Raw genomic sequence first — 17,226 nt, 5'->3', positions numbered from 1 at the left:
GTTTCCTCCTTACGCCTTCGCTGCAACAGAACGCTCACTCTGGAGCGTCTTGATGCGGGCGATATCGCGGCGCACTTCCTTGATGCGTGCGGGACGCTCAAGCTGGTTGGTGGCAGCCTGGAAGCGGAGGTTGAAGGCCTCGCGCTTCAGGTCACCCAGCTCGGCAACCAGCTGGTCATCGCTCTTGGCACGCAGATCAGCGATCTTGGTCATTATTCGCCTCCCAGGTGCGAGGTGTCGCCAAGCTTGGCAACAACCTTGGTCTTGATCGGCAGCTTCATCGCAGCGCGTTCAAACGCACCAGCGGCCAGCTCGCCCGAAACGCCGTCCAGTTCGAACAGGATCTTGCCCGGCTTGACGCGAGCAGCCCAATATTCGATCGAACCCTTGCCCTTACCCTGACGGACTTCAGCAGGCTTCTTCGAGACGGGCAGATCGGGAAACACGCGGATCCACAGACGGCCCTGACGACGCAGGTGGCGCTGAATGGCACGACGTGCAGCTTCGATCTGACGAGCGGTGACGCGCTCCGGTTCCATAGCCTTGAGGCCATAGGAACCGAAGTTCAGGTCGGTGCCGCCCTTGGCGTTGCCGTGCAAACGGCCCTTGAACGCCTTGCGGAACTTGGTCTTCTTCGGTTGCAACATGATCTGTTACCTCAACCTCAACGTGCAGGACGCACGCCGGAGGTCTGGGCCTCCATCATGAGACGGTCCTGCGCCATCGGATCATGACCAAGGATTTCGCCCTTGAAGATCCACACCTTAATGCCGATGATACCATAGGCGGTGAGCGCCTCGGCTTCGGCATAGTCGATGTTAGCACGCAGGGTGTGCAGCGGAACGCGGCCTTCGCGGTACCATTCGATACGCGCGATTTCGGCGCCACCCAGACGGCCCGAGCAGGTGATCTTGATGCCTTCGGCACCAAGACGCAGCGCGGACTGAACGGCGCGCTTCATGGCGCGACGGAAGGCAACACGGCGGATCAGCTGATCGGCGATGCCCTGGGCGACAAGCTTCGAGTCGATTTCCGGCTTGCGGATTTCGACAATGTTCAGCTTGACGTCGCTGCCGGTGAACTTGGCGAGCTGAAGGCGCAGCTTTTCAATGTCTGCACCCTTCTTGCCGATGATCACGCCCGGACGGGCAGCGAAGATCGACACACGGCACACCTTGGCGGGACGCTCGATCACCACCTTCGAGATCGCAGCCTGAGGCAGCGTCTTGAAGATGAACTTGCGCATCTTGAGGTCTTCCTCAAGAAGCTTGCCGTAGCTGCGACCTTCCGCATACCAGCGGCTGTCCCAGGTGCGGTTGATCTGCAGGCGCAGACCGATGGGGTTGCTCTTATGACCCATGGATCAAGCCTCCTGAACTTCGCGCACCACAATGCGCAGACGGCTGAAGGGCTTCAGGATGCGGGTGGACTTGCCACGGCCGCGGGTGTGAAAGCGCTTCATCGTGATCGACTTGCCGACCGAAGCCTCAACCACAACGAGGCTGTCCACGTCGAGGTTGTGGTTGTTTTCGGCGTTGGCGATGGCCGAAGCCAGCACCTTGCGAGCGTCAACCGCCATGGCCTTCTTCGAGAAGGTCAGGATGTTCAGCGCATCTTCAGCCTTCTGGTTGCGGATAAGCGCCGCAACCAGATTGAGCTTCTGAGCCGAGCCGCGGATCTGCGTACCGACCGACAGGGCTTCGTTGTCGCCAACGCGACGGGGAGCTTTAGGCTTGCTCATCAGCGCTTGCCCTTCTTGTCAGCGGCGTGACCGGGGAACGTGCGCGTCGGCGCGAATTCGCCCAGCTTGTGGCCGACCATGTCCTCATTCACGGACACGGGGATGAACTTATGCCCGTTGTAGACGTTGAACGTCAAACCAACGAACGTCGGCAGGATCGTCGACCGACGCGACCAGGTCTTGATCGGGCCGGCACGGTTGCCAGCATCCTGGGCGACCTCGGCCTTTTTCAGCAGGTGCAGGTCGACGAAAGGACCTTTCCAGACGGAACGAGCCATTGTCGATTACCTCTTCTTCTTCGCGTGACGCGAGCGGATGATCATGCCGTCAGTCTTCTTGTTATGACGGGTGCGAGCGCCCTTGGTCGGCTTGCCCCACGGCGTAACAGGATGACGACCGCCCGAAGTACGGCCTTCACCACCACCATGCGGGTGATCGACCGGGTTCTTGGCAACGCCGCGGGTAAGCGGACGCTGGCCAAGCCAACGGTTACGACCGGCTTTTGCAAGGTTGGTGTTGGCGTTGTCGGGGTTCGACACGGCGCCAACGGTGCCCATGCAATCGCCACGCAGGTAGCGCTGTTCGCCCGAGTTCAGACGAACGATCACCAGACCGCGGTCACGGCCCACGACCTGCACATAGGTGCCTGCCGAACGAGCGATCTGACCACCCTTGCCCGGCTTCATTTCCACGTTGTGGATGATGGTGCCGACCGGGATCTGCGACAGAAGCATGGCGTTGCCGGGCTTCACGTCGGTCTTCTCGCCGGCGACAATGGTGTCGCCAACGGCCAGACGCTGCGGAGCGATGATGTAGGTCTGCTCACCGTCCTCGTACTTGACGAGCGCGATGAACGCGGTGCGGTTGGGGTCATATTCCAGACGCTCAACGGTTGCCGGCTGGTCCCACTTGCGGCGCTTGAAATCGATGAAACGATAGCGCTGCTTGTGGCCACCGCCGATACCGCGGCTGGTCACGTGACCCTTGTTGTTGCGACCACCGGTCTTGCTCTTACCTTCGGTAAGCGCCTTGACCGGCTTGCCCTTCCACAGGGCGCTCTTGTCAACCAGGACGAGGCCACGACGGGCCGGGCTGGTCGGGTTATAGCTCTTGAGTGCCATGTTCTACCGCCCTCAGATCCCGCTGGTCACGTCGATCGACTGGCCTTCAGCCAGGGTCACAACGGCCTTCTTGACGTCGGTGCGCTTGTAGGGCTTGCCCTTCCAGCGCTTGGTCTTGCCCTTCTGGGTCAGGGTGTTCACACCCGTCACCTTCACACCGAACAGAGCCTCGACCGCAGCCTTGATTTCAGGCTTGGTCGCGCGTTCGGCCACCTTGAAGACAACAGCGTTGTTCTCGGAGAGCAACGTGGTCTTTTCGGTGATGTGGGGCGCCACGATCACGTCATAATGACGCGTGTCGATGCTGTCCTTAGCCATTGAAACGGGCCTCCAGCTTCTCGACAGCGGCGCGGGTCAGCACCAGCGTGTCATGCTTCAGGATGTCGTAAACATTCGCGCCCACGGCGGGCAGGACGTTCACGCCGACGATGTTGCCTGCGGCGCGGGCGAAGTTCTCGTTCACCGCTTCGCCGTCGATCACCAGCACCTTGCCGGCGTAGCCAGCCTTGGCGAGGGTCGCGGCCAGAGCCTTGGTCTTGGCTTCGGCCAGTTCCAGGTTCTCAACGACCACCAGACCGCTGTTGACCTTCGAGGACAAAGCGAGCTTGAGGCCGAGGGCACGGATCTTCTTGTTCAGCGACAGGTTGAAGTCACGGACGCGAGGACCATGAGCCTTACCACCGCCGATGAAGATCGGAGCCTTGCGGTCGCCGTGACGGGCGGTACCGCCACCCTTCTGATTGCCGAACTTCTTGCCGGTGCGGGCCACATCGCTGCGCTCGCGAGCGCCACGGGCGGTGCCGCGACGGTTTTCCAGCTGCCAGGTGACAACACGGTGCAGAATGTCAGCACGCGGCTCGAGGCCGAACACAGCATCGTTCAGTTCGATTTCGCCAGCAGCGGCCGAACCGTCGAGGTTTTGCAGAGTTACCTTGACCACGACTTAGCCCTCCTGACCTTCGGCAGCTTCGACAGCCGGAGCAGCATCGACCACAGCCGACTTGATCGCGGCGGGGTACGGAGCGTCGGCATGACGAGCAACCTTGACCGAATCGCGAACGAGCAACCAGCCGTTCTTCGCGCCAGGCACAGAGCCCTTCACGAAAACCAGGCCACGCGCGTCATCGGTGCGGACAACTTCGAGATTCTGCTGGGTGCGCTGACGATCACCCTGATGACCGGCCATCTTCTTGTTCTTGAAGACGCGGCCCGGATCCTGACGGTTACCCGTCGAACCATGCGCACGGTGAGAGATCGACACACCATGGGTGGCGCGCATACCGCCGAAGCCCCAGCGCTTCATAGCGCCCGAGAAGCCCTTACCCTGAGTGTGGCCGGTGATGTCAACCAGCTGGCCCGACACAAAGTGCGAGGCGGCGATGGTCGAACCAACTTCCAGCACGGCGTCATCGGCCACGCGGAATTCGGCAACTTCCATCTTCAGCGGAACTTCAGCCTTGGCGAAGTGTTCGCGCTGCGGCTTGTTGACATTCTTTTGCTTGGCGGCGCCCGCACCCAGCTGCAGAGCGACATAACCGTCGCGCTCAGCGGTACGAACCGAAACCACCTGGCAGTCTTCCAGCGACAGAACGGTCACAGGAACGTGACGTCCATCTTCCTGGAAAAGGCGGGTCATCCCCACCTTCTTAGCGATCACGCCGGTGCGCATGACCTTTTACTCCTTACAGAGGCCTGCAGCGGACCATCCCCCACAGGCGTGTTCAACCCAATGTACGAAGCGGACCCCGTCCGGGTCGAGTGCAAAGCCATCTCAGGCTCGGCAAGACGGGGGACGCTGCCCGGAACAAGTGCTGACCCAAGGACCAGCGAGACTTCCGGAGGTATCCCATTTTCCTTTGCAGGCTTGGCTGCGCAGGCACCATTTCTGGCAAACAGCCGAATCAATTTCGGCCAGAGGTCGCGCCCTTAGCAGACGCAATCCCTTTATGCCAGCTTGATTTCAACGTTGACGCCTGCGGCGAGATCGAGCTTCATGAGCGCATCGACGGTCGCAGCGTTGGGCTGAACGATGTCCAGCAGACGCTTGTAGGTGCGAACTTCAAACTGCTCGCGCGACTTCTTGTCGATGTGGGGTCCGCGGTTAACGCAGAACTTCTCGATCTTGGTCGGCAGCGGAATGGGCCCGCGGATGAGTGCGCCCGTGCGACGGGCGGTGTCGGCGATCTCGCCGGTGGCCTGATCGAGCACGCGATGATCGAATGCCTTCAGGCGAATGCGGATGTTTTGAGCTTCCATGTCCTGCTACCGATGAGAAAGAGCCAAAAAAGAAAGAGTGCCCTTCGCTGCTTCAGCAAAGGGCGCCCTTGAAAACTGGAGCCCGGAAGCGACGAATCACCTCCGGGCTGCGCAGCCTATATTACTTCGTGATCTTCGCGACAACCCCCGAACCGACGGTACGGCCGCCTTCGCGAATGGCGAAGCGGAGACCCTCGTCCATGGCGATCGGCGCGATCAGCTCAACCTGGAGCTTCACGTTGTCGCCGGGCATCACCATTTCGGTGCCCTCGGGCAGCGTGACCGAGCCGGTCACGTCGGTGGTGCGGAAGTAGAACTGCGGACGATAGTTGGCGAAGAACGGCGTGTGACGGCCACCTTCGTCCTTCGACAGCACGTAAACTTCCGATTCGAAGTTGGTGTGCGGGGTGCAGGTGCCGGGCTTGGCCAGAACCTGACCACGCTCAACGTCTTCACGCTTGATGCCGCGGCACAGAGCGCCGATGTTGTCGCCGGCTTCACCCTGGTCAAGCAGCTTGCGGAACATTTCCACGCCGGTCACAGTCGTCTTGGCAGTAGCCTTCAGACCGATGATTTCGACTTCTTCACCAACCTTGATGATGCCGGTTTCGACACGGCCGGTCACAACCGTACCACGACCCGAGATCGAGAACACGTCTTCGACGGGCATCAGGAAGGGCTTGTCGGTCGGACGGGGGGGCTGCGGAATGTAGCTGTCAACAGCTTCCATCAGCTTGTAGATCGATTCCTTGCCGATGGCATCGTCACGACCTTCGAGAGCGGCCAGAGCCGAACCGGGGATCACGGGGATGTCGTCGCCGGGGAAGTCGTAGGACGACAGCAGCTCGCGGATTTCCAGTTCGACGAGTTCGAGGATTTCCTCGTCGTCAACCTGGTCGACCTTGTTCATGTACACGACCAGAGCGGGCACGCCGACCTGACGAGCGAGCAGGATGTGCTCGCGGGTCTGCGGCATCGGGCCGTCAGCAGCGTTCACCACCAGGATCGCGCCGTCCATCTGGGCAGCACCGGTGATCATGTTCTTCACGTAGTCAGCGTGACCCGGGCAGTCGACGTGAGCATAGTGACGGTTGGCGGTCTCGTATTCCACGTGGGCGGTCGAGATCGTGATGCCGCGCTCGCGCTCTTCGGGAGCCTTGTCGATGTTCGCGTAGTCCGTGAACGTCGCGCCGCCGGTTTCGGCCAGCACCTTGGTGATAGCAGCAGTCAGCGTGGTCTTGCCGTGGTCAACGTGACCGATGGTGCCGATGTTGCAGTGCGGCTTGGTCCGCTCAAACTTAGCCTTAGCCATGTTTCAAACCTTCTTTTCGTTCAAATGAGATTTCTGCACGAGACGGCACCTGCCAGACTCGCCTGAAATTCAGGCGCCGCCCCTAGCCTGATCTGTCGGTGCTGGCAAGCGCATGTTGCACACCAGCCCCGACAGCATCAATTTATCATCAGGCCATCTTGGCCTTCAGTTCAGTGGCAACGTTCGCCGGCACTTCGTCATAGTGCGAGAACTGCATCGAGTACTGGGCGCGGCCCTGGGTAAACGAACGCAGCTGGTTCACGTAGCCGAACATGTTGGCCAGCGGCACCATGGCCTCGACAACCTGTGCGTTACCGCGGCTGTCGGTGCCCTGGATCTGACCACGGCGGCTATTGATGTCGCCGATGACGTCGCCCATGAATTCCTCGGGAGTGACGACCTCGACCTTCATGATCGGTTCGAGCACCTTGATGCCCGACTTCTGGGCCACTTCGCGCATAGCGCCGCGGGCACAGATTTCGAACGCCAGAGCCGACGAGTCGACGTCGTGGTAGGCGCCGTCGTACAGCACGATTTCAAAGTCGATGATCGGGAAGCCGATGAGCGAACCGGTTGCGGCCGTTTCACGGAAGCCCTTTTCAATCGCGGGGATATATTCCTTGGGAATATTACCGCCCTTGATTTCGTCCTTGAAGGTGATGCCGCTGCCGCGTTCGCCGGGCGAAACCTTGACCTTCACGCGACCGAACTGACCCGTACCACCCGACTGCTTCTTGTGGGTGAAGTCGATGTCGACCGGCTTGGCCAGATATTCGCGATAGGCCACCTGCGGAGCGCCGACGTTGGCTTCGACCTTGAACTCGCGACGCATACGGTCGACGATGATGTCCAGGTGAAGTTCGCCCATGCCCTTGATGATGGTCTGGCCCGATTCGTGATCGGTCGAAACGCGGAACGAGGGATCTTCAGCCGACAGACGATTGAGCGCAACGCCCATCTTTTCCTGGTCAGCCTTGGTCTTGGGTTCCACCGACAGTTCGATAACCGGTTCGGGGAATTCCATGCGTTCCAGCACGATCGGCTGACGCTCGGCGCACAGCGTGTCACCGGTCGTCGTTTCCTTCATACCGGCCAGAGCGATGATGTCGCCAGCGAAGGCTTCGTCAATGTCCTTACGCTCGTTCGCATGCATTTCCAGCATACGACCGACCTTTTCCTTCTTGTCCTTCACCGAGTTCAGATAGGTGCCCTTGGTGAGCGTACCCGAATAGATGCGGATGAAGGTGAGCGAGCCCACGAAGGGGTCGTTCATGACCTTGAAGGCCAGAGCCGAGAACGGCGCGTCGTCGGTGGCGGGACGGCTGTCCTTTTCGTCGCTGTCCATCTTGACGCCCTGGACGTCAGGAATGTCGAGCGGCGAAGGCAGATAGTCGACCACGGCGTCGAGCAGGGGCTGGACGCCCTTGTTCTTGAACGCCGAACCGCAGCACACGGGCACGAACGACTGGTTGAGCGTACCCTTGCGGATCAGCTTCTTCAGCGTTTCGGCGTCCGGCTCGTTGCCTTCCAGATACGCTTCCATCGCGTCATCGTCCTGCTCAACAGCAAGTTCGATGAGGCGCGAACGGTACTCGGCGGCTTCGTCGGCCAGATCGGCGGGGATTTCTTCGTAGAAGAATTCGGCGCCCAGCGATTCATCCTTCCAGATGATCGCGCGGTTGTGAACCAGATCGACCAGACCCTTCAGATCGGCTTCAAGACCGATCGGAATGTACAGCACGGCCGGCTTTGCACCGAGGCGGTCGATGATCGACTGCACGCAGTACTTGAAGTTGGCGCCAGTGCGGTCCAACTTATTGATAAAGCACATCCGGGGCACGCCGTACTTGTCGGCCTGACGCCACACGGTTTCCGACTGCGGCTCCACGCCGGCAACGCCGTCGAAGCACGCAACCGCACCGTCGAGCACGCGCAGCGAGCGTTCGACTTCGATGGTGAAGTCAACGTGGCCGGGGGTGTCGATGATGTTGATGCGGTGGTCGTTCCAGAAGCAGGTCGTCGCGGCCGACGTGATCGTGATGCCGCGCTCCTGTTCCTGCTCCATCCAGTCCATCGTCGCGGCGCCGTCATGGACTTCGCCGATCTTGTAGGACTTGCCGGTGTAGTAAAGGATACGCTCGGTCGTCGTGGTCTTGCCAGCGTCGATATGCGCCATGATGCCGATATTACGGTACATCGAAAGCGGATGGCTGCGTGCCATGGGGTTTTCCTTGGTTTCGGACGAGGGTGGTCCCCGCCCTTAGGTTCGGAATAGTGACAAACCTGTGACGGAGCCGCCAAAACGGCCCCGCCCCAAAGCCTTTACCAGCGGTAGTGCGAGAAGGCGCGGTTCGCATCCGCCATGCGGTGCGTGTCTTCGCGCTTCTTGACCGCGCTGCCGCGGTTGTTCGCAGCGTCCAGCAGCTCGCCCGACAGGCGGGCCGACATGGTGGTTTCGCTGCGGTTGCGGGCGGCCGTGATCAGCCAGCGGATGGCCAGAGCCTGGGCGCGCTCGGGGCGCACTTCGACCGGGACCTGATAGGTCGCACCGCCGACGCGGCGGCTGCGGACTTCGATCTGGGGCTTCACATTGTTCAGCGCGTCATGGAACAGCTGAACCGGATCGGCCTTGGCGCGGGTCTGCATCGTGTTCAGCGCGCTGTACACGATCGATTCCGCAACCGACTTCTTGCCGTCAAGCATCAGGTTGTTCATGAACTTCGAAAGGACCTGATCGCCATGGACGGGATCAGGCAGGATTTCCCGCTTTTCGGGACGACGACGACGTGACATCGCTTGTATTCCTTAAATCTGTAAGACCGACGAGAAAGACCGGAGGGTCTTACTTCGGACGCTTGGCGCCGTACTTCGAACGGCTCTGCTTGCGGTTCTTGACGCCCTGCGTGTCGAGCACGCCACGCAGAACGTGATAGCGCACGCCGGGAAGGTCGCGCACACGGCCGCCGCGGATCAGGGCAACCGAGTGCTCCTGAAGGTTGTGGCCTTCGCCCGGGATGTACGAAATGACTTCGCGGCCGTTGGTCAGACGGATCTTGGCCACCTTGCGAAGCGCCGAGTTCGGCTTCTTCGGGGTCGTGGTGTACACGCGGGTGCAGACGCCGCGCTTCTGGGGGTTCTGCTCAAGAGCGGGAACCTTGCTCTTGGCCTTCTGCGGCTCGCGCCCGTGGCGGATCAGCTGGTTGATAGTAGGCATTGAATCTCTTCACCTTGTTTGCGTGACAGCGATACGCCGCCACAAAAGCGCCCTTCCGTTGCGCCGCCATTTCCGGCAACGCCCTTCCGGTGCGAACAAGCCAATTGGCCAAAAGGCCGCATGACCATCTGGCGCCCAATGCATGGATGAAGGAAACAGACCGCGTTCGCGCGAATCACCCGACGACAGACGCCGGGCATGCACAAAAACGAACCGAAACGCTCCACCCAGCCCAAAGGCGCCGGGTTACTTTGACGGATTACACCAGGATTTCAGCGAGATACCCCGCAAAACCCGGCACGCACCGGCAATGTTCAGCTCTCTTATGCCGAGGTTTGAACAAGCCAAACCCCGCAAGAATTGGCGCGCCCTACGCCTAATCAGCGCGCAGGTCAAGGACAGCGGGCGGGGGGGGGAAGAACGCAGGGCAGCTCGGCGAGCACATGCTCCAATTATCTTCTAAACCTATATTTATGGCATTGATCGAATCGTAAAAATAATAAACAAAGTAAACCATCCACAGGAGGCGAAAATGCACTTCAACAAAGATGGATGGGGCGATACGCCAGATATTAAAAAATCACCTAATTTCTATACTTCTGAAAAAACAAAAGAAATAATTATCCTGCACTATACCGCAGGATACAAAGCACCCTCTGCAATCAATCACTTCCTTTCGACAGATGCCAAAGCCAGCGCTCATTTCGTGATCGAAACAGACGGAGCGATTGTACAAATGGTGTCTATAAACAAAGGTGCATGGCACGCTGGCGGCGGCATTTATGACGGACGAAAGGATATCAATCACTTTTCAATCGGCATAGAAATCGTCAATCCAGGCTATCATTATAAGGACAGTTCTGACCGATTTCTCAATTGGCAAAAAAAAGTTGTCGACCCCAAGCTTCTAGCGCCATTTCCGGGCATGATCAAAGCTTTCGACCCATGGGTTGGCTCCGAGACATATTGGCCGGAGTACCCTAACGAACAGCTGGATGCGCTGGAAAATCTAATCAAATCTCTGATCCAAAGCGTCCCGACAATACACGATATTGTTGGGCACAAAGATGTTGATACGTTGCGCAAAAAGAAAGTCGACCCCGGCCCAGCATTCCCTATGTTGCGTTTCCGAAAATTGATAGATGATCGGAGCGAAGAAAAAGAAACCCAATTTGCCATGATGGTGAAAACGCAAGGCGGCACCCTAAATGTTCGCGGCGGCCCTGGCACTTCCTTTGAAACTCTAACCTGGGGCCCGTTGCAATCGGGAGACCTGGTTACCGTTATCTCTCGCGAAAACGAATGGTATAATATCAAAGCTGAAAAGGGCGGCGCCACCCAGGAAGGATGGGTCTATGCTAAATTTCTCGTCAGTGCCTAACTGAACTGGGCACCGCCTTGCGTGATTGTCGAAATAGCCGCGACGGCAATGACGCACCTCCGCAGTTCCAAGCGACAAGGTTTTAGATATACTGGCGACGGCCTCGGTTGCAGGCCGCCGCGCTCTAATGCATGTCGATAACCGCGGCGGCATAGGCTTTTGGATCATGGACCAGCTTCAGAAAGGCCACCTGAACCCGCGCTCCGCTCCGTTCAGGCCGATTTCGCCTTATGCGCGCGCAGCAATTCGTCCAGCTCGGCAATGCGCTGCCGCTCCGGCGTGTCCTTGGCCAAGCCCTTCAGGCGGCACGTCGCCCACAGCTGCCTGCGCTCGGATTCCAGCGCTTTCAAATAAAGATCCGCCATGATGCGATGCCTCCCTAATGCCAACCGGCCTTAGGGCATGAGGGCGCGGGCGGGTAGCGATTTATCGGAGCGGGGGTTTGGCGGGGATATGATGCCTTCGGGGGGAGTATTTTTATGCCTCCGGCAGGCGGTTTTTCATGCCTCCGGCGGGCAAAGGGCGGAGGCCCTTTGCAATCCCGTTATTGTCGGCCCGTTACTGTTGGCGTTACGTCAGTGGGGCGGCGGGGTGGTTGGGGCTATGGTTTAAGGCCTGCGGCGCTTTTAGCGGGCGCAATAGGCGTAGTTGCCTGCGCGGCATTGGTTGACGGCATAGCGCCATTCGGCGAGGTCTTGTTCATATTGGCGGCGGCTTTGCGCATAGGCCGCGCCGTCGCGGCCGGTTGTATAGGCCCCTTCGTCATAGGCCGTTTCCTCATAATCCGAGCGGGCGCGCCCCTGCCCCGCGCCCGGAGCCTGTGCATCGCGATAGGCCGCCCAGTCCCTGGCATAGGCCCCATCCCGTTTGCGCACATAGGCCAGTTGGTCGCGGTTCATCCGCGCGATCTCCGCCCGATCCCGCGCCCGCGCCGCCGCACTGCGCATCGCCGGATCACGCGGATCATCCGCCAGCGCCGTTTGGGGAGCCAATGCAGCCGCCATCATCGCCCAACCCGCCAGATATGCCTTCATGATTGTTATTCCCTGAAACCCGATGGGAACGGGAATATCTGGCGGGGCCGGTATGGAGCAAGCGGGATGCGGTGAGACGTTGAGCGGTTCGTCGCAATTGGGGGGGATGTTTTGCGAAATGCTCCTGCAAATCCTTAAACCGAGAAAATTTCCTTCCAAGCTAACAAAAAAAATGCAACCTATTAACCTAAATTATAGAGGGAAATAGCGTGGCCAAAACAACTGTTAGCCCAGACACTAGGGATCAAAAAAAACCAATGCCCGTATGCGGAATTGTAATGCCTATCGCAGCTTGGGCAGAACACAGCGCGACACACTGGACAGAGGTTAAAGAAATTCTCGAAAGAGCCATTGGCGCTGCCGATTTGGAAGCCCGCCCAGTCTGGCAAAGCACAGCAACTGACATCATTCAAGGAAGAATTGTTCGCAATCTCTATGAATGCGACATAGCCGTATGCGACATAAGCGGCCTAAACCCCAATGTAATGTTCGAACTGGGAATGCGACTAACTTTTCGAAAGCCAACCGTCATAGTTGCAGATGATAAAACAAGACTTCCATTTGACACCAATGTAATTGACACAATTATTTACCCATCTGACCTCCATTTCAAAAAAATAGAAAATTTTATTGTCGATCTCTCCTCCCGCTTTTCAGATGTTCTAGCAGCCAGCGATGCAGGTGACTTCAAGCCTTATTTAGACATATTTGGAACCTTCCAAGTTGTAGAACCACCTTCAGATCACGTACCATTCGCCGATCACCTACAAGAAACACTTGATATGATTCAATTGAATATTCAAAAAATTCAATCTCGAATTGATTATATAGATTCAGAATCAACATGGAAAAATAGAGGAGATAACTTCATTAATCTATCAAAGGAATATCCAGAAAAAAATATAAATTCTGATAAATCATTTAGAAAAGTAGCTTATAGAAGAAATTATAGCTACTCAGATATAAAAAAATTAGATGAACTCATGAAATCTGGAAAAACAATTAACGAAATATCCAAAGAAATTCAAATATCACCAGGGAGAATTTCAGAAATTATTAGAAATACAAATCAAGAAGATCAATGATTTTGATAAAATTATAACTACAACGAATGCATAGAATGTTTTCACGACGTTCTTTCCTACGCCTCCTCCCTTTACTCTACTGCGGGGGGGAGGGGGATGATTTTAGCGGACGGAGATTTGCGATGGGTAGGGCGAACGCGCGCGATGCGGAAGCCGTCTGACTCAAAGAAAAAACGCTAATGCTACACCGTGGCTTGGGAACAACGTAATGGCAAAACTATCGGGCGCATTTGCCGTTTTATCGGTGCTGGCGGTATTCGCCACGGTCCAATCAGGCGGATCGGTGATGGCGCTGCCTCGCCACCTCTCCAGTTCCTCAATGCCGGTTCAGGCATTTCTTTCGCCTGCCTCGGCGCAAGATATGGCGGACATGCGCCGTTATTATCCGATAGAAAAATATCGATCCTTCCCCCGGTCAATACGGCCTTTGCTGCAAAGAGCCGACAGTGAGCAGGGTGCCTGTCGCGGCTTGGCGGACGGTCAGAAATATAATGGCTTGAGCGGTCCGCGTCGTTGTAACCTGAGTCACCGGGCCTTTGTTCTGCTCGAAGAAAGAGGCTGGTGCTGGGGCGGATCGGACATTGAGGCCGAAAAGCATTGGATGCGTTGCAGGGAGATTCCACGATATGTTATCGGAACGCTCCGTGCAGAAGGCGACCCATTTTCGGCGGCGGACATTGAGAAAACCGAGCGCGGCGCCAGATAGGGGCATTCATTGAGGTCAGCCCGGCGAAAGGCCAATTTGGGTCGACAAACCCCAATATCGGGATTGCAAAGGGCCCCCGCCCTTTGCCCGCCGGAGGCACACTTAATCCCTTGAAACCTAAATCGCGTAGCGATCCCTTCCCGCCCTCTCTGCCAACCACCCCACCCCATTGTTCCCATAATGTTCTTTCCTACACCCCCTGCCCTTTGCTAGACCGGTCTTCCCCTTTGCTTGGCGGAGGGGTTTGGGTTGGGCTTGATGGATGGAGGTTGGCGATGGGTAAGGTGGAGGGGCGCGAGGGGAACGGGCGCGGGGCGGTGCGGTGCGACAGTGTGCGGCCCGGCAGGCGGACCAGTCGGGTGGCGTTTCGGGGGGAGGAGCCGGTGGAGGGTGATCCTTTGCTGGGGTTTGCGCCCTATATTCACAAGGCTCCGCGGAGCAATTCGATCACGCCGGATCGGCAGCGGGCGTTTATTGCGGCCTTGGCGGCGAGCGGGATTGTGACGCAGGCGGCGCGGGTGATCGGGGCGAGTTTGGAGGCTTTGTACAAGATCCGCAATGCGCCGGGGGCGGAGGGTTTTGCCGCCGCGTGGGAGGAGGCGGTGGATCGCGGCATGGCGCGCTTGGAGGATTGCGCGCTGGAACGGGCGATTGCGGGCGAGGAGCGGTTTATCGTCCGGCATGGCGAGGTGGTGGCCAGTTGGCGGCGGTATGACACGCCTTTGCTGATGTTCCTGCTGCGCAATCGGCGGCGGGATCGGTATGACGCCTATGGCGCACGTGGGGGCGAGCGTCCGCTGAGCGCGGCGGAGGAGCGGGCGCGGGCCATTGAGGAGGAGCGCGAGGCCGAGGAGGTGCTGGAGAGCATCAACATGAAGCTGGAGCGGATGCGCGAGCGTTGGCTGGCGGCGCAGGAGGCGCGGCGCGAGGAGGAGGACGCGGACGAGGTGCCGCATGAGGATGTCGTCCCCACCGAGGAGGCGCAGGAGGCGGGCGACAACAACGCGGGCGGAGAGCAGACAGGCGGGGAGGACGCTGGGCGGGCGGGCATTCGCCATTTGCCCGATTTGCTGCGCGAGGGGGACGAGGCTTTGGGTCTGGCGCGGTATCACCGCTATGCGCGCGCGGAGGCGCGGTTGGGGCGGGCAAGGCGGCCACCGCCGAGCTCGCTGGACGAGGAGGTGGCGCGGAGATTGATGGACGCGATGGACGATGGCCGGATCGGGCCGAGAGCGCGGGGCGAGGTGCCGGGTTAGCGGGCTTTATGGCGCGGGTTTGGGCGCGGGGGCGGGTTCTGTTTGCGGCTGGTTCCAGATCAGCGGCCAGATGATGGCTTGCCACAGGTTTTCGGGGCGGCGGTCCATGCCGGTGGGGGGAAAGCCGTCGGGGCGACGGTAGGTGCCGCAGATGACGTCGAAAATCGGGAAGATACCGGCGAAATTGGTATCGTAATGTTCGGGCAGGCGCGAATGGTGGCGGCGGTGATAGGCCGGACTGTTGAGCAGCCAGGACCAGCGGCCAAAGTCGATGGGCGCATCAAGGTGGGCAAACAGGTTCCACAGCGAGGCGATGCCATAGGCAAAGGCGATGGCGGGCGTGGGCGACAGGATCATCAGTACCGCCGACCAGACGGTCATCTGTTTGATCAGTTGGTCGCCCCAGAAATGGCGCTGGGTGGTCAGGACCGCCATTTCGGGGTCGGAGTGATGCAGCGAGTGCATGGCCCAGAGGAAGGGAATGCGATGCTGGGCCAGGTGGAAGGCGAATTCGGCCAGATCCTTGAGCAGCAGGAAGAGAAGGAAGCCCAGCCAGAACGGCAGGTGTGCGCCAGAGATCAGCGCCGGGCCGACCCAGCCGCGCAGCAGGGGCAGAATGGTGAGCGCCACGGTCAATTGCAGCGCCCAGATCTGAAGATTGCGCCACCCGTCGGTGCGCGGGCCGCCCCGCTCGACCAGCAGCAGGGCGGCGATCACCAGAAATTCCGGCAGGAAACTGAGCAGCAGGGTCATACAAGCTTTCTAACGGTGCGGCGGTTAAGATGCCGTTGAAAGGTCGCTGGATTTGAGGGGCGCATGGCTCTATCGGTCGGGCGCGCCATGGCTCTGGCACAACTGTCGGTTTTTCCCCGGATGAAAGGTTCTCCCCATGCTCGACACACCGATGGCGATTGGCTGCGCGGTGGTGGCCGTGGTGATTTCGGGCATGGCCAAGGGGGGCTTTGCGGGCCTGGGAGGGCTGGCGATGCCGATCATGGTGCTGGCCAATGCGCCGGTGGAGAGCGCGGCGGTGATGCTGCCGATCCTGATCGTGCAGGATGCGGTCAGCGTATGGTCGTTCCGGCGGCATTGGTCGGGGGCGGTGCTGAAAGTGATGATGCCGGGAATGACGATCGGCGTCGCGCTGGGCTGGCTGTTTTCGCGCAGCGTCAGCGAGAAGGCGGTGTTGCTGGCGGTGGGCGTGGTGTCGCTGTTGTTCGGGGTTCAGCGCATGTGGAACGAGCGCGGGGGGAGAACCGCCCTGCCCTCGAATTCGCCGGGCTGGGTGGGCGTGCTGTTCGGCACATTCTCCGGCTTTGTCAGCCATATCGCCCATGCGGGCGCGCCGCCGTTTCAGATGTATGTGCTGCCCAAGCGGCTGGAGCGCGATGTGCTGGTGGGCACGACTGCCATCGCCTTTGCCTATATGAACTGGATCAAGGTGCCCGCCTATATGGCGCTGGGGCAGTTTACGCGGGCCAATCTGGTGCATTCGGCGGTGCTGATGCCGCTGGCGCTGCTCAGCACATGGGCGGGGGTATGGGTGGTGCGGCGGGTGGATGCGGCGCGGTTCTATCGGATCATCTATGCGATGATGATTGTGGTCGGGCTGAAACTGATGTGGGATGGGATCGCTTAAAACCCTAGCGCGGATGTCGCGAGGCCAGCGCGATGCCTGCGAGGTTCTGTTGCCGCTTGATCCAGCGGATGCGCGCCGGGGAGCCGCTTTTCAACAGTGCGGCGAAAGTGGCCGCATGGCCTTCCTCGCCCGCGCCGTCGCGCATCGCGCGGTTGGCGTGATCGACCACCTCCATCGCATCCCCGATCAGTTCGACATGCTCCAGCCCCAGCTCTTGTGACAGCTTCACCGCCTCGATCAGCGCCAGCCATTCCGCATCCTGATTGTTGCCATGGCCAAGGTCGAACCAATGGACCTTGCCCCGGATGACGACAGCCGCCTCGATAGGGCCGGGGTTGGGGCGGCAGCCTCCGTCGAAGAAGATCTTTATGCGGCGGTGGGTCAAAATGTGCCTCCGGCGGGCAAAGGGCGGGGGCCCTTTGCAATCCCATTCTTGTCTTAGTTGCGCCAGGCAGGCGGCGCGGTGCTTGTATTTTTGAAA

Annotated in this window: 23 protein-coding genes; 5 read left to right on the top strand and 18 right to left on the bottom strand. The window is 59.3% G+C overall.

The window, feature by feature from the left end; all coding sequences use genetic code 11:
- Positions 1-9 precede the first annotated feature (9 nt).
- From rpmC to rpsL, 14 genes are all read right to left on the bottom strand, one after another.
- Positions 10-213 carry a 50S ribosomal protein L29 gene (rpmC, locus tag PQ467_RS06535; RefSeq protein WP_273616993.1) on the bottom strand — a complete coding sequence of 68 codons (204 nt, stop codon included), beginning with the start codon at positions 211-213 and terminating at the stop codon, positions 10-12.
- Complete coding sequence (rplP, locus tag PQ467_RS06530) at positions 213-647, bottom strand: 50S ribosomal protein L16 (protein ID WP_168603824.1); 435 nt, start codon at positions 645-647, stop codon at positions 213-215. The genes rpmC and rplP overlap by 1 nt, the downstream gene beginning before the upstream one ends.
- 17 nt (positions 648-664) lie before the next feature.
- On the bottom strand, positions 665-1,360 hold the full coding sequence (rpsC, locus tag PQ467_RS06525) for a 30S ribosomal protein S3 (RefSeq protein WP_168603825.1): 696 nt from the start codon (positions 1,358-1,360) through the stop codon (positions 665-667).
- Positions 1,361-1,363: 3 nt separating this feature from the next.
- Complete coding sequence (gene rplV, locus PQ467_RS06520) at positions 1,364-1,741, bottom strand: 50S ribosomal protein L22 (protein ID WP_172342600.1); 378 nt, start codon at positions 1,739-1,741, stop codon at positions 1,364-1,366.
- Positions 1,741-2,019, bottom strand: a complete 279-nt coding sequence (rpsS, locus tag PQ467_RS06515) for a 30S ribosomal protein S19 (protein ID WP_168603827.1) — start codon at positions 2,017-2,019, stop codon at positions 1,741-1,743. The genes rplV and rpsS overlap by 1 nt, the downstream gene beginning before the upstream one ends.
- A 6-nt stretch (positions 2,020-2,025) precedes the next feature.
- Entirely contained in the window at positions 2,026-2,862 is an 837-nt protein-coding gene (rplB, locus tag PQ467_RS06510; RefSeq protein ID WP_168603828.1) for a 50S ribosomal protein L2, read from the bottom strand.
- 12 nt (positions 2,863-2,874) lie between these two features.
- Complete coding sequence (locus tag PQ467_RS06505) at positions 2,875-3,180, bottom strand: 50S ribosomal protein L23 (protein ID WP_168603829.1); 306 nt, start codon at positions 3,178-3,180, stop codon at positions 2,875-2,877.
- Positions 3,173-3,802 carry a 50S ribosomal protein L4 gene (gene rplD / locus PQ467_RS06500; RefSeq protein ID WP_274175716.1) on the bottom strand — a complete coding sequence of 210 codons (630 nt, stop codon included), beginning with the start codon at positions 3,800-3,802 and terminating at the stop codon, positions 3,173-3,175. The genes PQ467_RS06505 and rplD overlap by 8 nt, the downstream gene beginning before the upstream one ends.
- A 3-nt stretch (positions 3,803-3,805) precedes the next feature.
- Positions 3,806-4,531: a 50S ribosomal protein L3 gene (gene rplC, locus PQ467_RS06495; RefSeq protein ID WP_183621907.1), complete on the bottom strand. Its 726-nt coding sequence runs from the start codon at positions 4,529-4,531 to the stop codon at positions 3,806-3,808.
- Positions 4,532-4,806: 275 nt separating this feature from the next.
- Positions 4,807-5,118 carry a 30S ribosomal protein S10 gene (rpsJ, locus tag PQ467_RS06490; protein WP_091146544.1) on the bottom strand — a complete coding sequence of 104 codons (312 nt, stop codon included), beginning with the start codon at positions 5,116-5,118 and terminating at the stop codon, positions 4,807-4,809.
- A 121-nt stretch (positions 5,119-5,239) separates the two neighbouring features.
- Positions 5,240-6,430: an elongation factor Tu gene (gene tuf / locus PQ467_RS06485; protein ID WP_274175715.1), complete on the bottom strand. Its 1,191-nt coding sequence runs from the start codon at positions 6,428-6,430 to the stop codon at positions 5,240-5,242.
- Positions 6,431-6,578: 148 nt separating this feature from the next.
- Complete coding sequence (fusA, locus tag PQ467_RS06480) at positions 6,579-8,651, bottom strand: elongation factor G (RefSeq protein WP_274175714.1); 2,073 nt, start codon at positions 8,649-8,651, stop codon at positions 6,579-6,581.
- 101 nt (positions 8,652-8,752) lie between these two features.
- On the bottom strand, positions 8,753-9,223 hold the full coding sequence (gene rpsG / locus PQ467_RS06475) for a 30S ribosomal protein S7 (protein ID WP_168603834.1): 471 nt from the start codon (positions 9,221-9,223) through the stop codon (positions 8,753-8,755).
- Between the two features lie 49 nt (positions 9,224-9,272).
- Positions 9,273-9,644, bottom strand: a complete 372-nt coding sequence (rpsL, locus tag PQ467_RS06470; protein ID WP_168603835.1) for a 30S ribosomal protein S12 — start codon at positions 9,642-9,644, stop codon at positions 9,273-9,275.
- A 532-nt stretch (positions 9,645-10,176) separates the two neighbouring features.
- Here rpsL and PQ467_RS06465 point away from each other — a divergent pair.
- Positions 10,177-11,025: an N-acetylmuramoyl-L-alanine amidase gene (locus tag PQ467_RS06465; protein ID WP_274175713.1), complete on the top strand. Its 849-nt coding sequence runs from the start codon at positions 10,177-10,179 to the stop codon at positions 11,023-11,025.
- A gap of 212 nt (positions 11,026-11,237) precedes the next feature.
- Here PQ467_RS06465 and PQ467_RS06460 read toward each other — a convergent pair whose 3' ends face one another.
- Entirely contained in the window at positions 11,238-11,390 is a 153-nt protein-coding gene (locus PQ467_RS06460; RefSeq protein ID WP_274175712.1) for a hypothetical protein, read from the bottom strand.
- Positions 11,391-11,651: 261 nt separating this feature from the next.
- Positions 11,652-12,059 (bottom strand): hypothetical protein, encoded by a 408-nt coding sequence (locus PQ467_RS06455; protein ID WP_274175711.1) that lies wholly within the window; start codon positions 12,057-12,059, stop codon positions 11,652-11,654.
- Positions 12,060-12,268: 209 nt separating this feature from the next.
- On the opposite strand from PQ467_RS06455, the gene PQ467_RS06450 reads away from it, so the two are divergent.
- The 3 genes from PQ467_RS06450 (at position 12,269) to PQ467_RS06440 (ending at position 15,106) form a co-directional block, all read left to right on the top strand.
- Positions 12,269-13,144, top strand: a complete 876-nt coding sequence (locus PQ467_RS06450; RefSeq protein WP_274175710.1) for a hypothetical protein — start codon at positions 12,269-12,271, stop codon at positions 13,142-13,144.
- 208 nt (positions 13,145-13,352) lie between these two features.
- Positions 13,353-13,850: a hypothetical protein gene (locus PQ467_RS06445; protein WP_274175709.1), complete on the top strand. Its 498-nt coding sequence runs from the start codon at positions 13,353-13,355 to the stop codon at positions 13,848-13,850.
- A 275-nt stretch (positions 13,851-14,125) separates the two neighbouring features.
- Positions 14,126-15,106: a hypothetical protein gene (locus PQ467_RS06440; protein WP_274175708.1), complete on the top strand. Its 981-nt coding sequence runs from the start codon at positions 14,126-14,128 to the stop codon at positions 15,104-15,106.
- Between the two features lie 6 nt (positions 15,107-15,112).
- Here the strand turns inward: PQ467_RS06440 and PQ467_RS06435 are convergent, their stop codons facing one another.
- Positions 15,113-15,859, bottom strand: coding sequence for a sterol desaturase family protein (locus PQ467_RS06435; RefSeq protein WP_274175707.1), 747 nt, complete (start codon positions 15,857-15,859; stop codon positions 15,113-15,115).
- Positions 15,860-15,995: 136 nt separating this feature from the next.
- On the opposite strand from PQ467_RS06435, the gene PQ467_RS06430 reads away from it, so the two are divergent.
- Positions 15,996-16,745, top strand: coding sequence for a sulfite exporter TauE/SafE family protein (locus tag PQ467_RS06430; RefSeq protein WP_274175706.1), 750 nt, complete (start codon positions 15,996-15,998; stop codon positions 16,743-16,745).
- 4 nt (positions 16,746-16,749) lie between these two features.
- Here PQ467_RS06430 and PQ467_RS06425 read toward each other — a convergent pair whose 3' ends face one another.
- Positions 16,750-17,130, bottom strand: coding sequence for a reverse transcriptase-like protein (locus PQ467_RS06425; protein ID WP_274175705.1), 381 nt, complete (start codon positions 17,128-17,130; stop codon positions 16,750-16,752).
- Positions 17,131-17,226: the final 96 nt, after the last annotated feature.

The organism is Novosphingobium sp. KACC 22771, assembly GCF_028736195.1.
Taxonomy (GTDB): domain Bacteria; phylum Pseudomonadota; class Alphaproteobacteria; order Sphingomonadales; family Sphingomonadaceae; genus Novosphingobium.
The sequence above is the reverse complement of the archived record's forward strand: the minus strand, read 5'-3'. Positions and strand labels throughout refer to the sequence as shown.

What these genes read in the sequence shown, in the direction of transcription:
- rpmC (WP_273616993.1), bottom strand. Translation starts at nt 213, where the DNA reads ATGACCAAGATCGCTGATCTGCGTGCCAAGAGCGATGACCAGCTGGTT.
- rplP (WP_168603824.1), bottom strand. Translation starts at nt 647, where the DNA reads ATGTTGCAACCGAAGAAGACCAAGTTCCGCAAGGCGTTCAAGGGCCGT.
- rpsC (WP_168603825.1), bottom strand. Translation starts at nt 1,360, where the DNA reads ATGGGTCATAAGAGCAACCCCATCGGTCTGCGCCTGCAGATCAACCGC.
- rplV (WP_172342600.1), bottom strand. Translation starts at nt 1,741, where the DNA reads ATGAGCAAGCCTAAAGCTCCCCGTCGCGTTGGCGACAACGAAGCCCTG.
- rpsS (WP_168603827.1), bottom strand. Translation starts at nt 2,019, where the DNA reads ATGGCTCGTTCCGTCTGGAAAGGTCCTTTCGTCGACCTGCACCTGCTG.
- rplB (WP_168603828.1), bottom strand. Translation starts at nt 2,862, where the DNA reads ATGGCACTCAAGAGCTATAACCCGACCAGCCCGGCCCGTCGTGGCCTC.
- PQ467_RS06505 (WP_168603829.1), bottom strand. Translation starts at nt 3,180, where the DNA reads ATGGCTAAGGACAGCATCGACACGCGTCATTATGACGTGATCGTGGCG.
- rplC (WP_183621907.1), bottom strand. Translation starts at nt 4,531, where the DNA reads ATGCGCACCGGCGTGATCGCTAAGAAGGTGGGGATGACCCGCCTTTTC.
- rpsJ (WP_091146544.1), bottom strand. Translation starts at nt 5,118, where the DNA reads ATGGAAGCTCAAAACATCCGCATTCGCCTGAAGGCATTCGATCATCGC.
- tuf (WP_274175715.1), bottom strand. Translation starts at nt 6,430, where the DNA reads ATGGCTAAGGCTAAGTTTGAGCGGACCAAGCCGCACTGCAACATCGGC.
- fusA (WP_274175714.1), bottom strand. Translation starts at nt 8,651, where the DNA reads ATGGCACGCAGCCATCCGCTTTCGATGTACCGTAATATCGGCATCATG.
- rpsG (WP_168603834.1), bottom strand. Translation starts at nt 9,223, where the DNA reads ATGTCACGTCGTCGTCGTCCCGAAAAGCGGGAAATCCTGCCTGATCCC.
- rpsL (WP_168603835.1), bottom strand. Translation starts at nt 9,644, where the DNA reads ATGCCTACTATCAACCAGCTGATCCGCCACGGGCGCGAGCCGCAGAAG.
- PQ467_RS06465 (WP_274175713.1), top strand. Translation starts at nt 10,177, where the DNA reads ATGCACTTCAACAAAGATGGATGGGGCGATACGCCAGATATTAAAAAA.
- PQ467_RS06460 (WP_274175712.1), bottom strand. Translation starts at nt 11,390, where the DNA reads ATGGCGGATCTTTATTTGAAAGCGCTGGAATCCGAGCGCAGGCAGCTG.
- PQ467_RS06455 (WP_274175711.1), bottom strand. Translation starts at nt 12,059, where the DNA reads ATGAAGGCATATCTGGCGGGTTGGGCGATGATGGCGGCTGCATTGGCT.
- PQ467_RS06445 (WP_274175709.1), top strand. Translation starts at nt 13,353, where the DNA reads ATGGCAAAACTATCGGGCGCATTTGCCGTTTTATCGGTGCTGGCGGTA.
- PQ467_RS06440 (WP_274175708.1), top strand. Translation starts at nt 14,126, where the DNA reads ATGGGTAAGGTGGAGGGGCGCGAGGGGAACGGGCGCGGGGCGGTGCGG.
- PQ467_RS06435 (WP_274175707.1), bottom strand. Translation starts at nt 15,859, where the DNA reads ATGACCCTGCTGCTCAGTTTCCTGCCGGAATTTCTGGTGATCGCCGCC.
- PQ467_RS06430 (WP_274175706.1), top strand. Translation starts at nt 15,996, where the DNA reads ATGCTCGACACACCGATGGCGATTGGCTGCGCGGTGGTGGCCGTGGTG.